This is a genomic window from Streptomyces sp. NPDC092296, from assembly GCF_044755465.1.
Classification (GTDB): Bacteria; Actinomycetota; Actinomycetes; order Streptomycetales; family Streptomycetaceae; genus Peterkaempfera.
Genome location: NZ_JBIVRB010000001.1, coordinates 1,705,933 through 1,721,232 on the forward strand (window position 1 = coordinate 1,705,933; position 15,300 = coordinate 1,721,232).

Annotated in this window: 11 protein-coding genes; 10 read left to right on the forward strand and 1 reads right to left on the reverse strand. The window is 71.0% G+C overall.

Features of this window, described 5'->3' with window-relative positions; translation table 11 throughout:
• The first annotated feature begins 62 nt into the window (after positions 1-62).
• Positions 63-1,553, forward strand: coding sequence for a gamma-aminobutyraldehyde dehydrogenase (locus ACIQGZ_RS07805; RefSeq protein ID WP_402600021.1), 1,491 nt, complete (start codon positions 63-65; stop codon positions 1,551-1,553).
• Between the two features lie 184 nt (positions 1,554-1,737).
• Entirely contained in the window at positions 1,738-2,949 is a 1,212-nt protein-coding gene (locus ACIQGZ_RS07810) for a spermidine/putrescine ABC transporter substrate-binding protein (protein WP_402599923.1), read from the forward strand.
• Between the two features lie 159 nt (positions 2,950-3,108).
• Here ACIQGZ_RS07810 and ACIQGZ_RS07815 read toward each other — a convergent pair whose 3' ends face one another.
• Complete coding sequence (locus tag ACIQGZ_RS07815; RefSeq protein ID WP_402599924.1) at positions 3,109-4,773, reverse strand: PucR family transcriptional regulator; 1,665 nt, start codon at positions 4,771-4,773, stop codon at positions 3,109-3,111.
• 508 nt (positions 4,774-5,281) lie between these two features.
• Here ACIQGZ_RS07815 and ACIQGZ_RS07820 point away from each other — a divergent pair.
• The 8 genes from ACIQGZ_RS07820 (at position 5,282) to ACIQGZ_RS07855 (ending at position 14,896) form a co-directional block, all read left to right on the forward strand.
• Complete coding sequence (locus ACIQGZ_RS07820; protein ID WP_402599925.1) at positions 5,282-6,814, forward strand: gamma-aminobutyraldehyde dehydrogenase; 1,533 nt, start codon at positions 5,282-5,284, stop codon at positions 6,812-6,814.
• Positions 6,815-6,881: 67 nt separating this feature from the next.
• A complete protein-coding gene (locus tag ACIQGZ_RS07825) occupies positions 6,882-8,126 on the forward strand; it encodes a PotD/PotF family extracellular solute-binding protein (protein WP_402599926.1) in 1,245 nt (414 codons plus the stop codon).
• An 82-nt stretch (positions 8,127-8,208) separates the two neighbouring features.
• Positions 8,209-9,354, forward strand: coding sequence for an ABC transporter ATP-binding protein (locus ACIQGZ_RS07830; RefSeq protein ID WP_402599927.1), 1,146 nt, complete (start codon positions 8,209-8,211; stop codon positions 9,352-9,354).
• Entirely contained in the window at positions 9,354-10,295 is a 942-nt protein-coding gene (locus ACIQGZ_RS07835) for an ABC transporter permease (RefSeq protein ID WP_402599928.1), read from the forward strand. Before ACIQGZ_RS07830 ends, ACIQGZ_RS07835 begins: the two co-directional genes overlap by 1 nt.
• Positions 10,295-11,134, forward strand: coding sequence for an ABC transporter permease (locus tag ACIQGZ_RS07840; RefSeq protein ID WP_402599929.1), 840 nt, complete (start codon positions 10,295-10,297; stop codon positions 11,132-11,134). The genes ACIQGZ_RS07835 and ACIQGZ_RS07840 overlap by 1 nt, the downstream gene beginning before the upstream one ends.
• Positions 11,135-11,230: 96 nt before the next feature.
• Positions 11,231-12,625: an NAD(P)/FAD-dependent oxidoreductase gene (locus tag ACIQGZ_RS07845; RefSeq protein WP_402599930.1), complete on the forward strand. Its 1,395-nt coding sequence runs from the start codon at positions 11,231-11,233 to the stop codon at positions 12,623-12,625.
• A gap of 125 nt (positions 12,626-12,750) precedes the next feature.
• Positions 12,751-13,218, forward strand: a complete 468-nt coding sequence (locus ACIQGZ_RS07850; RefSeq protein ID WP_402599931.1) for a hypothetical protein — start codon at positions 12,751-12,753, stop codon at positions 13,216-13,218.
• 154 nt (positions 13,219-13,372) lie between these two features.
• A complete protein-coding gene (locus ACIQGZ_RS07855) occupies positions 13,373-14,896 on the forward strand; it encodes a CoA-acylating methylmalonate-semialdehyde dehydrogenase (protein WP_402599932.1) in 1,524 nt (507 codons plus the stop codon).
• Positions 14,897-15,300 lie beyond the last annotated feature (404 nt).

The window sequence follows — 15,300 nt, forward strand, 5'->3', positions numbered from 1 at the left end:
GGCGGGCAGCAGGACACGGTGTCCGCAATCCGTACATACTTCAGTGCACCGTGCACCGCCCGATGCGGGCACCCGGCGACCCGACCGCAGGATTCGAGGAGAGGTCCGTGAGCGATCTTCACGCGCTGCGCAACTACATCAACGGGGAGTTCGTCGACGCGGCGGACGGCCGCACCCTGACGGTGGTCGACCCCACCACCGGCGAGCCCTACGCCACCTCCCCGCTGTCCGGCGAGGCGGACGTCGACGCGGCCATGGCCGCCGCCGCCGGGGCGTTCAAGACCTGGCGCGACACCACCCCGGCCACCCGCCAGCTCGCCCTGCTGAAGATCGCGGACGCGGTCGAGGCCCGTGCCGAGGAGCTGATCGACGCCGAGTGTCGCAACACCGGCAAGCCCCGCGAGCTCACCCGCTCGGAGGAGATCCCGCCGATGGTGGACCAGATCCGGTTCTTCGCCGGTGCGGCCCGCCTGCTGGAGGGCCGTTCGGCCGGCGAGTACATGGAGGGCCTGACCTCGTACGTGCGCCGTGAGCCGGTCGGCGTCTGCGCCCAGGTGGCGCCGTGGAACTACCCCATGATGATGGCGGTCTGGAAGTTCGCCCCCGCCATCGCGGCCGGCAACACCGTGGTGCTCAAGCCGTCCGACACCACCCCCGCCTCCACCGTGCTGCTCGCCGAGATCATCGGCGGGGTCTTCGAGGGGCTTGACCTGCCCAAGGGCGTCTTCAACGTGATCTGCGGCGACCGGGACACCGGCCGCCTGATGGTCGAGCACCACACCCCCGCGATGGCCTCCATCACCGGCTCGGTACGGGCCGGCATGCAGGTCGCCGGGAGCGCCGCCAAGGACCTCAAGCGGGTCCACCTGGAGCTGGGCGGCAAGGCCCCGGTGGTGGTCTTCGAGGACGCCGACATCCCCGCCGCCGTCGAGGGCATCGCCACCGCCGGCTTCTTCAACGCCGGCCAGGACTGCACCGCCGCCACCCGCGTCCTGGTGCACCAGGACATCCACGACGAGTTCGTGGCCGCGCTGGCCCGCGCCGCAGCCGAGACCAGGACCGGCGGCGTGGACGAGCCGGACGTCCTGTACGGCCCGCTCAACAACGCCAACCAGCTGGCGCAGGTCGCCGGCTTCATCGAGCGGCTGCCCGCCCACGCCAAGGTCGAGGCCGGCGGCAAGCAGGTCGGTGACCGGGGCTACTTCTACGCCCCCACCGTGGTCTCCGGCCTGCGCCAGGACGACGAGATCATCCAGAAGGAGGTCTTCGGCCCGGTCATCACCGTGCAGCGGTTCACCGACGAGGAGCAGGCCGTCGAGTACGCCAACGGCGTCGACTTCGCGCTCGCCTCCTCGGTGTGGACCAAGGACCACGCCCGCGCGCTGCGGATGTCCCGGGTGCTGGACTTCGGCTGCGTCTGGATCAACACCCACATCCCGCTGGTCGCGGAGATGCCGCACGGCGGCTTCAAGAAGTCCGGCTACGGCAAGGACCTCTCCGCGTACGGCTTCGAGGACTACACCCGCGTCAAGCACGTGATGTCGGCGCTCTGACCGCCGCACCGCCCGACCGCGCCCCGGAAGGCAATCCGCCCTCCGGGGCGCGGTCGGCGTCCGGGAGCCCTACAGAGTGTCAGCCGGGGCCGCACCAGGGCGACGCCCTGGGAGTTGCCCGGTCCGGCCCCCGCCGGAGATGCTTCAGCGATCCCCCGCACCACCCGTCTCCAGGAGCCGATCCATGCGCCGTACCGCCCGGCCGACCCCGACCCCCGCTCTGAGCCGCCGCACGGTACTGCGCACGGCCGGCGCCGGAGCGGCCGGACTGCTGGGCGCCGCCGCGCTGTCCGGGTGCGGGGTGCCGTCCGCGTACATCGCGGAGAACCGGCGCTCCACCACCGACCGGTCCGACCGCGAGAAGCTGCTGCGGTTCTCCAACTGGACGCTGTACATCGACGTCGACGACAAGAACCCCAACCGGCGGCCCACCCTCGACGCCTTCAGCAAGCAGACCGGCGTCAAGGTGGACTACGTCGAGGAGATCAACGACAACGACGAGTTCTTCGGCAAGATCAGCCCCGCCCTGATGAACGGCCAGGACCCGCACCGCGACCTGGTCGTCATCAGCGACTGGATGGCCTCCCGTTATGTCGCGCTCGGCTGGGTCCAGAAGCTCGACAAGGCCAACCTGCCGCATGTGCTGAAGAACCTCGACCCGCAGCTGCGCCACCCCGCCTTCGACCCGGACCGCGACCACAGCGTGCCGTGGCAGTCCGGCATCACCGGCATCGCCTACAACCGCAAGCGGATCGGCCGCGAGCTGAGGAGCAGCGCCGACCTGTGGGCGCCCGACCTCAAGGGCCGGGTCACCCTCTTCTCCGGCATGGACGAGGCGCTCGGCCTGCTGCTGCTGGCCGAGGGCGCGGACGTCGGCAGCTTCACCGCCGACGACTACCACCGGGTGGTGGCCCGGTTGCAGAAGATGGTCGACACCCGGCACATCCGCCGCTTCACCGGCAACGACTACACCAAGGACCTGACCACCGGCGATGTGCTGGCCTGCCAGGCGTACTCGGGGGACGTCATCCAGCTCCAGGCCGACAACCCGGATATCGAGTTCCTGGTGCCGGAGGAGGGCGGCGAGCTGTGGTCCGAGAGCCTGATGATCCCCAACCGGGCCGAGCACAAGCGCAACGCCGAGCTGCTGATCGACTACTACTACCGGCCGGAGGTCGCCGCCGAGCTGGCCGCCTGGGTCAACTACGTCTGCCCGGTCCCGGCGGCTCAGGAGATCCTCGCCGCCAGCGACGACGAGGAGACCGCCGAACTGGCCGAGGACCCGCTGATCTTCCCCACCGCCGAGCTGCGCAAGCGCCTCCACGTGATGCGTGACATCACCGCCGACGAACGCCCCGAGTTCCACCGCACCTGGGACAAGATCGTCGGCCTCTGAACCCCGCCCACCCACCCCAGGGCACGAGGAACCGCGCGGATCACCAACCCGTATCCGCGCCGGAAGACGCGACCTCGCCCCCCACCCACCCCAGGGGCGCGAGGAACCGCGCGAGCAACCGACCCCCACCCGCACCCGGAGAATCCGACCCCCCACCCCCTACCGCCGCACCGCATCCAACGCCAACAGCGCCACATGCAGCGACAAGCACGACTCCACCTGGTCCAGATCCACCCCCAGCACCCGCTCCACCTTGTGCAGCCGGTCATAGAACGACGGCCGCGACAGATGCGCCGCATCCGCCGCCGCCGACTTGTTCCGCCCCTGCTCCAGATAGACCCGCAGCATCTCCACCAGCCGGCTGCCGTGCTCCGTGTCGTACGCCAGCAGCGGCCCCAACTCCCGCTCCACATACGTCTGCAACCGCGCGTCGTCCCGCAGCAGGTGCAGCAGCCCCCGCAACCGCACATCCGGCATCCGGTAGTACGAGGCCCCCCGACCCCCCGGCCCGGCGGCGACATGCACCGCCGAGTCCGCCACCTGCGTCGCCTCCAGCAGCGTGCGCCGCGCGTCCCGCACCGACCCCACCGACGACCCCACCGCCACCACCGGCTCCGGGCCCGGCTCCAGCTCCGCCCGCACCTGCTGCCCGGCCAGCAGCGCCCGCAGCGCCGCCGTGAACCCCTCCAGTGACGCGTGCTCGTCGTCGTGCGGCCCGAGCGAGACCAGCAGCCCCACCCCCTCGTCGTCCAGCGCGCCGACCAGCGCCGTCATCCGCCGCTCCTTGACCGCCGCCGCCGCCGTCTCCGCGAAGTCCCGCAGCCGCGCCTGCGCCTCCAGCGCCGCCGCCACCGGCCCGCGCCGCTGCCGCAGCACCACGCCGACCAGCCGCCTGCCCTCCAGCGGCACGCCGAGCGCGGTCGCCCGCAGGCTCACTTCGGAGACCGTCAGCGCATGGGTGAGGATGCCCGACAGCAGGGTGCGGTGCGTCTGCCGCTCCAGGCTCTCCCGGTCGCGGACCAGCAGCCGGTTGAGCGCCAGCGTCGAGGCACCGCGCTCCAGCAGCATGGTGTGCCGGTGCGACACCTCCTCCGGCGCCGGTCCCGGCTCGCCGACCAGCACCAGCCGCCCCCAGTCGTGGCCGCGCGCCCCGACCGTGGTGACCAGCCAGCCGGTACGCGGATCGTGGCCGGTGCGCCCGGCCGGCCGCACCCCGCGCGAGCGCTGCTCCCAGCCCTCCAGCAGCTCCTCGGCCTCCCGCCCGGCGCTGTCGTACGCGAGCACCTGGTGGGCCAGGTTCTCCAGTACGGCGGGCAGCCCCGACATCAGGGCGACCTGGCGCAGCACCTCCGCCGGCTCGGCGCCCTCCACGGCCAGTTCGTTGAAGGTCTGGTGCACGGCCTCGGAGGCCCGCAGCTCCTCCAGCTGCGCGTTGACCACCAGCGCGTGCACCGCCTCGGTGACGGCGACGAAGCGCAGTTCGCGGCGGAGCGCGACCAGCGGCAGCCCGGACTGCTCGGCGGCCCGCACCAGGGCGCGCGGCAGGGTGTCGAAGTACCGCCGCCCGAACTCCACCACCAGCCCGGCCGCGCCGACCTCGGCCAGCTCCCGGACGTACCGGGCCAGGCCCTCCCGGTCGTCGGGCAGCGCGATGCCGGTGGTGAGCACCAGCTCGCCGCCCTGGAGCAGCCCGGCGACGTCCGGCAGCTCGCTGACGTGCACCCAGCGCACCGGGCGCTCCAGCCGGTCGCGGCCGGCCAGTACCTCGGGCAGGCCACGGCGGACGGCGTCCAGCTCCAGGACATGGGCGACGGTGGGGAGCACGGGGGTTGCCTCCTAAGCAGGATGCCAGGCTGAGCAGGGTGCCAGGGTCAGCAGGGTGCCAGGGTCAGCAGGGTGCCAGGCTCAGCAGGGTGTCAGGGAATGATGCACCGCGCCGACGACCTGTAGCAGCACAGGGACGCTTGCACCCTGTAAGGCGGTCGGCGGGCCGCTTGACGTGATGGTAGTTGTCCGGCCGGTGCCGGGGGCGGCATGGTCACGAGAGTCGGCAGTGGTGAGAGCCGTGATCTTCCGCAGATTCCGTCGGTTAACCAAAAGGCAACAACGGAATCCCTTGCCCGGACCGCATGTTGCCTGCGAGGATCGCGCAATCCCGGTGTTTGGCACACACAAGCTATGAAACTGGTATAAGGCACACCTGACCGCAGCAGCGTGGCGGGCGGAAACCGTGACAGCCGCCTCCCGCGCACGGCGGAAGCGCACCGGACCCGGCCCGCCGCCACCGCAGCACCCCACCGGGGCGCGGACCACGCGCATGGAGGACACAATCATGGATCGGACAGCCGAGGCGGACCACCGCTTCGCGGCGGGCGCCCAGTACATCGCGGGCGGCCTGCGCCAGGGCACCGCCGAGGACGACTTCGACGTCGTGAACCCGGCCGACGGCTCCCTGGTGCAGCGGGTCCGCCTCGCCTCCACCACGGACGTGGACGCCGCCGTCGCCGCCGCCCGGCAGGCCCTCCCCGGCTGGTCCGGTGCCACCCCCGGCGCCCGCTCCGAGGCGCTGAACCGGCTCGCCGCCGTCCTCGCGGAGCGCGCCGACGACTTCGCCCGGGTCGAGAGCGCCCAGACCGGCAAGCCGATCAAGCTCGCCACCGAGTTCGACGTCCCCGGCACCGTCGACAACGCCGCCTTCTTCGCCGGCGCCGCCCGCAACCTGGAGGGCAGGGCGGCCGGCGAGTACTCCGGCGACCACACCTCCTACGTCCGCCGCGAGGCGGTCGGCGTGGTCGGCTCCATCTCCCCGTGGAACTACCCGCTCCAGATGGCCGCCTGGAAGATCCTCCCGGCGATCGCGGCCGGCAACACCATCGTCCTCAAGCCCGCCGAGCTGACCCCGCTCACCTCGCTGATGTTCGCCCAGGCGTGTACCGACGCGGGGCTGCCCGACGGCGTCGTCAACATCGTCACCGGCGCCGGACGCACCGCGGGCGAGCACCTGGTCTCCCACCCCGACGTGGCCATGGTGTCCTTCACCGGCTCCACCGGCGTCGGCAAGCGGGTCGCCGAGCTCGCCACCCGGACCGTCAAGCGCATCCACCTGGAACTCGGCGGCAAGGCCCCCTTCGTCGTCTTCGACGACGCCGACCTCGACGCGGCCGTGCACGGCGCCGTCGCCGCCTCCCTGATCAACACCGGCCAGGACTGCACCGCCGCCACCCGCGCCTATGTGCAGCGCCCGCTGTACGACGCCTTCGTGGCCGGAGTCGCCGAGCTGTACGGCCAAGTCCGCCTCGGCCACCCCGCCCACCCGCAGACCGACCTCGGCCCGCTGGTCTCGCACACCCAGCGCGACCGCGTCGCCGGCTTCGTCGACCGCGCCCGCGCCGCCGGAGCCCGGATCGTCACCGGCGGCGAGGCCCCCGAGAAGGGCCACGACGACACCGACCTGCGCCCCGGCGCCTACTACCGCCCCACCCTGATCACCGGCGTCGGCCAGGACGCCGAGGTCGTGCAGAGCGAGATCTTCGGCCCGGTCCTGGTCGTGCTGCCCTTCGACAGCGACGACGAGGGCCTGCGGCTGGCCAACGACACCCCGTACGGTCTCGCCGCCTCCGCCTGGACCCGCGACGTCCACCGCTCGCTGCGCGCCACCCGCGACCTGGCGGCCGGCTGCGTCTGGGTCAACGACCACATCCCGATCATCAGCGAGATGCCGCACGGCGGTTACAAGGCGTCCGGCTACGGCAAGGACATGTCGCAGTACTCGCTGGATGAATACACCCAGGTCAAGCACGTCATGTACGACACCACGGCCACCGTCCGCAAGGACTGGCACCGCACCGTCTTCGGAGACAGATAACGCGCCGGCCGGCCGCCGTGACCCCGGCGGCCGGCCACCCAGACACGACCCATGGAGGGCCGCCCGGATGGAGCTGCACGAGGGACACGAACTGTCCGAGCCGGTGCGCAAGGCGTGGGAACGCAGCCTGACCAACGGCCGCGCCGCCCTCACCCGCCGTTCGCTGCTCCGCACCGCCGGCCTCGGCGCGCTCGCGGTCGGCGCCCTCACCGCCTGCGGCATCCCCGCCGCCGAGGGCAACACCGGAGCGGCCTCCGGCACCGAGGACGACTCCGCCACCGACAAGACGGTCAACTTCTGCAACTGGCCGCTGTACATCGACGTCGACGACAAGGACAAGAACCGCCGCCCCACCCTCGACGAGTTCACCAAGGCCACCGGCATCCAGGTGAAGTACACCGAGGGCGTCAACGACAACGTCGAGTTCTTCGGCAAGATCCGGCCGCAGCTCGCCGCCGGCCAGCAGACCGGCTACGACCTCGTCGTCCTCACCGACTGGATGGCCGCCCGCATCATCCGCCTCGGCTGGGCTGAGAAGCTCGACCCGGCGCGGCTGCCGAACGCCTTCGCCAACCTGGAGCAGCGCTTCCGCAGCCCCGACTGGGACCCCGGCCGCGCCTACAGCTACCCCTGGGCCGGCGTGCAGACCATGATCGCGTACAACCGCAAGGCCACCGGCGGCAAGCCCGTCACCAGCATCACCCAGCTGCTCACCGACCCCTCCCTCAAGGGCCGGGTCACCTTCCTGTCGGAGATGCGGGACTCCATCGGCCTGACCCTGCTCGACATGGGCAAGCGGCCCGAGAACTTCACCGCCGACGACTTCGACGCCGCCCTCGCCCGGCTGCAGAAGGGCGTCGACAGCGGCCAGATCCGCCGCTTCACCGGCAACGACTACGGCGACGAACTGGCCAAGGGCGACATAGCCGCCTGCGCCGCCTGGGGCGGTGACCTGGTCCAGATGCGCATCGACAACCCCGACATCGAGTACGTCATCCCCGAGGCCGGGTACATCACCGCCACCGACAACATGCTGGTCCCGCGCAAGGCCAGGCACCTGCGCAACGCCGAAGCGCTCATCGACTGGTACTACCGGCCGCGCGTCGCCGCCGAACTCGCCGCCGGCATCACCTTCGTGCCTCCCGTGATCGGCACCAAGGAGGAGCTGGAGAAGATCGACAAGGAGGCGGCGGCCAACCCCCTGATCGTGCCCGACGCGAACATGGTCGCCAAGGGACACCCCTTCCGTGCCCTCAGCGAGGCCGAGGACACCGCCTTCGAGGGCAAGTTCGCCAAGCTCATCGGCGCCTGACCGGCCCATGCCCCACCCCCGGAACCACCCGGCAGCCCCAGCCCCCGCGGCAGCCCCAGCCCCCAGGGACAGCGAGAGGAACATGACAGAGCAGACCACCGGCGGTACCGGCCAGGACGTCCGCCTCACCGGCATCAGCAAGGTCTACGGCGACTTCCATGCCGTCCGGCCGCTCGACCTCACCGTCCCCGCCGGATCGTTCTTCGCCCTGCTCGGCGCGTCCGGCTGCGGCAAGACCACCACCCTGCGGATGATCGCCGGCCTGGAGGAGCCCACCACCGGCGCCGTCCTGATCGGCGACCGCGACGTCACCCACCTGCCGCCCTACAAGCGGCCGGTCAACACGGTCTTCCAGAACTACGCGCTCTTCCCGCACCTCGACATCTACGAGAACGTCGCCTTCGGCCTGCGCCGCCGCGGCATCAAGTCGGTGAAGAAACCGGTCGAGGACATGCTGGAACTGGTCGAACTCGGCCAGTACGCCCGCCGCAAGCCGCACCAGCTCTCCGGCGGCCAGCAGCAGCGCGTCGCCGTCGCCCGCGCCCTGATCAACCACCCCCAGGTCCTGCTGCTCGACGAACCCCTCGGCGCCCTCGACCTCAAGCTGCGCCGCCAGATGCAACTGGAGCTCAAGCGCATCCAGACCGAGGTCGGCATCACCTTCGTCCATGTCACGCACGACCAGGAGGAGGCCATGACCATGGCCGACACCATCGCCGTGATGAACGCCGGCCGCGTCGAGCAACTCGGCCACCCCGCCGAGCTCTACGAGAACCCCCGCTCCACCTTCGTCGCCAACTTCCTCGGCCAGTCCAACCTGCTCGCCGCCGACATCACCGGCCGCCAGGACGGCGACCTGCTGCTCACCGTGCACGGCGAACGCCTGGCCATCCCCGCCGCCCGCTCCACCGCCGACGGCACGAAGGTCCTGGTCGGCGTCCGCCCGGAGAAGATCACCATCCAGCACGCGACGGACGCCGACACCATCGGCACCGGCCGCAACCGGCTGCGCGGCACCATCGCCGACTCCAGCTTCATCGGCGTCTCCACCCAGTACGTGGTCCGCACCGCCTGGGGCCAGGAGGTCGCCGTCTTCGAGCAGAACATGGAGCGCGACGCCCGCCTCGTCCCCGGCGCCGACGTCGTCCTGCACTGGAACCCCGCCCACTCCTTCGGCATGGACGCCGCCCAGGACATCGACGCCGGCACCGGGGAGGAGGCAGCCTGATGACCACCGCCACCACCCCGCTGCCAACCGGCAGCGCGCCACCGGCGGACGAGCCACCCGTCGTCCGCAAGCCCGCATGGCGCCGCCGCGCCCTGCCCTATCTGCTGCTGCTCCCCGGCATCGCCTGGCTGCTGGTCTTCTTCGTCGCACCCACCGTGTACCAGGCGTCGACCTCGGTGCAGACCGGTTCGCTGGAGAAGGGCTACCAGGTCACCTGGCACTTCGCGACCTACGCCGACGCCGTCGCCGAGTACTGGCCGCACTTCCTGAAGTCCTTCGTCTTCGCCGCCGTCGCCACCGTCCTCTGCCTGGCCATCGGCTATCCGCTGGCGTACACCATCGCCTTCAAGGCGGGCCGCTGGCGCAACGTCATCCTGGTGATGGTGATCGCGCCGTTCTTCACCAGCTTCCTGATCCGCACCCTCGCCTGGAAGACGATCCTGTCCGACGGCGGCTACGTGGTGCGCGTCCTGGACCTGCTGCACGTCCTCTCGGTCACCGACGCCCTGCACTTCACCCAGGGGCACCGGCTGCTCGCCACCCCGTTCGCGGTGGTCTGCGGCCTGACGTACAACTTCCTGCCGTTCATGATCCTGCCGCTGTACACCTCGCTGGAGCGGATCGACCCCCGGCTGCACGAGGCCGCGGGCGACCTGTACGCCCGCCCCTTCACCACCTTCCGCAAGGTGACCTTCCCGCTGTCGCTGCCCGGCGTGGTGGCCGGCACCCTGCTCACCTTCATCCCGGCGTCCGGCGACTACATCAACGCCCAGCTGCTCGGCTCCACCAACGACAAGATGATCGGCAACGTCATCCAGTCCAAGTTCCTCACCGAACTCGACTACCCGACGGCCGCCGCGATGTCGTTCGTCCTGATGGCGATCATCCTGGTGATGGTCACCGTCTACATGCGCAGGGCGGGAACGGAGGAACTCGTCTGATGGCCACCCCCACCCTTCCCACGGCCCGAGCCGGGCGGCCCAACCCGGTGCTCCGCTGGCTCCGGCAGCACCTGGTGGTCATCGCGGCGGGCATCGCCCTCGCGTACATGATCGTCCCCAACCTGGTGGTGCTGCTCTTCTCCTTCAACAAGCCCAAGGGCCGCTTCAACTACGCCTGGGAGCGCTTCTCCACCGACGCCTGGACCCACCCCTGCGGCGTCGCCGACATGTGCGGCTCGCTCGGACTGAGCCTCCAGATCGCGGTCTACGCGACCATCGGCGCCACCGTCCTCGGCACGATGATCGCCTTCGCGCTCTCCCGCTACCGCTTCCGCGGCCGCCCCGCCATCAATGCGCTGATCTTCCTGCCGATGGCCATGCCGGAGATCGTGATGGCCGCCTCGCTCGGCACCCTCTTCCTCAACATGCGGGTGGCGTTCGGCTTCTGGACCATCCTCATCGCGCACATCATGTTCTGCCTCAGCTTCGTGGTCACCGCCGTCAAGGCCCGCGTGATGAGCATGGACCCCCGGCTGGAGCAGGCCGCCCAGGACCTGTACGCCAGCCCGGCCCAGACCTTCCTGCGCGTCACCCTGCCGCTGGCCGCCCCCGGCATCGCGGCCGGCGCGCTGCTCAGCTTCGCGCTCTCCTTCGACGACTTCGTGATCACCCAGTTCAACTCGGGCAGCACCGTCACCTTCCCGATGTTCGTCTGGGGCTCGGCCCAGCGCGGCACGCCCGTCCAGATCAATGTCATCGGCAGTGCGATGTTCATCCTGGCCGTGGTGCTCACCTTCGCCGGCCAGCTGATCGCCAACCGGCGCAAGGCGCGCGGCTGACCCGTCCCGCAGACCTCCCCGGGCGCTCTCCACGGGCGGAGCGCCCGGGGTCGAACGGTATCCACCAGCCCGACCGCAGAAGGCAGTTGATAATGCATGGAACCCGCCCATTCGCTCGCTGACGCCAGGCCCACCCCCTTCTGGCTGGAGGACCCCGGTCGGCCGGAGGCGCTGCCCGCCCTGGTCGGTGACACCCACTGCGACCTGCTGGTGGTCGGCGGCGGTTACTCCGGGCTGTGGACGGCGCTGATCGCCAAGGAGCGCGACCCCTCGCTCGACGTGGTCCTGCTGGAGGGCCGGGAGGTCGCCTGGGCCGCCTCCGGCCGCAACGGCGGCTTCTGCGCCGCCAGCCTCACCCACGGCTTCGGCAACGGCCTCCAGCGCTGGCCGGGCGAGCTGGCCGAGCTGGAGCGCCTCGGCGCGCAGAACCTCCAGCGGATGGAGGAGGCCATCCAGCGCCACGGCATCGACTGCGAGTGGGAGCGCACCGGCGAGATCGACGTCGCCACCGAGCCCTACCAGGTCGACGAGCTGCACGAGGTGGCCGAGCAGGTCGCCGCGTACGGCATCGACCTCACCGTCCTGGACGCCGACGCCATGCGCGCCGAGGTCGACTCGCCGACCTTCCGGGGCGGCCTGTGGGACAAGGACGGCGTGGCCATGCTCCACCCGGCCAAGCTCGCCTGGGGCCTCAAACGGGCCTGCCTCGACCAGGGAGTGCGCATCTTCGAGCACACCCGGGCCGAGTCGATCGCGGAGAACGGCTCCGGCACCGCCGTACGCACCCCATACGGCCGGGTCTTCGCCCGCCGCGTCGCACTGGGCACCAATGTGTTCCCCTCACTGGTCAAGCGGGTCCGCCCGTATGTCGTCCCGGTGTACGACTACGCGTTGATGACCGAGCCGCTCAGCGCCGAGCAGCTCGCCGCCGTGGGCTGGCGCAACCGGCAGGGTCTCGGTGACTCCGCCAACCAGTTCCACTACTTCCGGCTGACCGCCGACAACCGCATCCTGTGGGGCGGCTATGACGCCGTCTACCACTACCGGGGGCGGGTGCGCAGCGAGCACGACCACCGGCCGGAGACCTTCCGCAAGCTGGCCGGGCACTTCTTCCAGACGTTCCCGCAGCTGGAAGGGGTGCGTTTCACCAACGCCTGGGGTGGTGCCATCGACACCTGCACCCGCTTCTCGGCGTTCTTCGGCACCGCGTACGACGGCCGGGTCGCCTACGCCACCGGCTACACCGGCCTCGGCGTCGGCGCCACCCGCTTCGGCGCCGAGGTGATGCTCGACCTGCTGGCCGGTGAGCGGACCGAGCGCACCGCACTCACGATGGTGCGCGACAAGCCGCTGCCGTTCCCGCCCGAGCCGTTCCGCTGGGCCGGGATCGAGCTGACCAAGTGGTCGCTGGACCGCGCCGACCACCACGCCGGCCGCCGCAATCTGTGGCTCAAGGTGATGGACCGGCTCGGGTTGGGCTTCGACAGCTGAGCCCGCCCTACGCGGAGCCGCTGTCACGGCAACCGCTGTAAGGATGCGGCCCCCGCCCGCTCTCCCCGGTGGGCCCCGGCGACGGCCGGGCCCGTCGGGGAGCGGGCAGAGGTGGAGGACCGGAGATGGCAGACACGGCGGCAAGGGGTGCGGCGGAGTGGCTGGCCGCGGCGGCGGCCGATCCGAGCGCGTGCCGGCGGGCCTGGGACCGCAATCCGCCGGACGCCGCGCCGCTGCGGGCCGGGCGGCTCTGGGACCTGCTGACCGTGCCCGGCGTCCTGGGCCGACCGGCGCTGGAGGTGCTGCGCGGCCGGGCCGTCCCACCGGGGCCGGTCCTCGACGACCCGGCCGGCGGCACGCTGGGCTTCCTGGTCCCGGTCGGCACGGCAGACCGCTGGATCGGCACCGGTACGCACTGCGCGGGCGACGGCGCCGTGGTCCCCGTGCCGCACCCGCGCCGCAGTGGCGGTGGGCTGCGCTGGCTGGTCCCACCGGACGGCTCCGGACGGCTCAACGACCCGGCGCTGCTGGAACTCGCGCTGCACGAGGCCGCTGCCGCCCTCGCGGACCCCGGCGGCGATCCGCGTCCCTGACCCGGAAGGTGGACGAGGTGTAAGGCGAACGGCGGCATCGGCGTCAAGCTGCTCGTTGAGCGGCCCGGTGCGCGGTCCGACACTGGAAGCAGCGAGGCATTTCCCTGCGGACCCGCCCGTGCCGCGTGCCGCGCCACTTCGGAGGCAGACGACCTTGAGCAAGCACATCACCCACTGGATCGGGGGCGCCCCCGTCGCCACCGCCGGCAGCGCACCCCGCCGCGGTGACATCTTCGACCCGGCGACCGGCAAGGTCAGCGGGCAGGTGGACTTCGCGGAGCTCGCCGAGGTGGACCAGGCGGTCAGCACCGCAGTGGAGGCGTTCGCCGACTGGCGCGGCATGTCGATCGCCCGCCGCACCCAGGTGCTGTTCGCCTTCCGGGAGCTGCTCAACGCCCGCAAGGACGAGCTGGCCGACATCATCGTGGCGGAGCACGGCAAGGTGCACTCCGACGCGCTGGGCGAGATCGCCCGTGGCCTGGAGGTCGTGGAGTACGCCTGCGGCATCGCGCAGCTGTCCAAGGGCGGCTTCAGCCAGCAGGCGTCCACCGGCGTCGATGTCTACTCGATCCGCCAGCCGCTGGGCGTGGTCGCGATCATCTCGCCGTTCAACTTCCCGGCCATGGTGCCGATGTGGTTCTTCCCGATCGCCATCGCGACCGGCAACACCGTGGTGCTCAAGCCCTCGGAGAAGGACCCGTCCGCCGCCCTCTTCCTGGCGCGGCTGTGGCAGGAGGCCGGCCTGCCGGACGGCGTCTTCAACGTGGTGCACGGCGACAAGACCGCCGTCGACCGCCTGCTGGAGCACCCGGACGTCAAGTCGGTGAGCTTCGTCGGCTCCACCCCGATCGCGCGCTACGTCTACGAGACCGGTACCCGGTACGGCAAGCGGGTCCAGGCGCTGGGCGGCGCCAAGAACCACATGCTGGTCCTCCCCGACGCCGATCTCGACCTGGCCGCCGACGCGGCGGTCAACGCCGGCTTCGGTGCGGCGGGCGAGCGCTGCATGGCGGTCTCCGTCCTGGTGGCGGTCGACCCGATCGGTGACGAGCTGGTCGAGAAGATCAAGCAGCGGATGGCCACCCTGAAGGTCGGCCCGGGTTGCAACGGCGACTCGGACATGGGCCCGCTGGTCACCGGCCAGCACCGCAGCAAGGTCGCCTCCTACCTGGACTCCGGCCTCGCGGACGGCGCGGAGCTGGCCGTGGACGGCCGCAGCCACCCGGTCACCGAGGCCGACAACCGGGGCGACTCGACGGCGGACGGCTTCTGGCTCGGCCCGACCCTCTTCGACCATGTCAAGCCCGGCATGTCCGTCTACAACGACGAGATCTTCGGCCCGGTGCTCTCCGTGGTGCGGGTGACCTCGTACGAGGAGGGGCTGGAGCTGATCAACGCCAACCCGTACGGCAATGGCACCGCCATCTTCACCAACGACGGTGGAGCGGCCCGCAAGTTCCAGGACGAGGTCGAGGTCGGCATGATCGGCATCAATGTGCCGATCCCGGTTCCGGTCGCCTACTACTCCTTCGGCGGCTGGAAGGCGTCCCTCTTCGGCGACACCCACGCGTACGGCGCCGACGGCGTCCACTTCTTCACCCGGGGCAAGGCCGTCACCCAGCGCTGGCTGGACCCGTCCCACGGCGGCCTCAACCTGGGCTTCCCAACCAACAGCTGACACCGGTCTCCTGACGATCCGCCGGGCCACAGCCTGCTGTGGCCCGGCGGATTTGCTCTCGGCCTGGGCCGGGCATAGAGTGTCACGGTCGCTCGACAGGGAGCACCGGACACGCGAGTCGTGTGGACGGTCCCGGAGCGGCGATCCCGGAAAATCGCACCACAGGACATCCCTGTTTTGGGCTGCCCTTTTGTGCGCAGGATTCGGGAATCCGGCCGGTCGGAGAGATCTGATACAGTCGGGGAACGCCGAAAGGCAGAAGGAAATGCAGGAACCCCGCCAGCGGGGGTCGGAAACGCGGTAAGCGGGTCTGATAAGCTGGTGAAACCGAAGGGAAGCGCCCGGAGGAGCCTGTGAGAGGGTTCCGAAGGAAGCGTCCGTTCCTTGAGAACTCAACAGCGTGC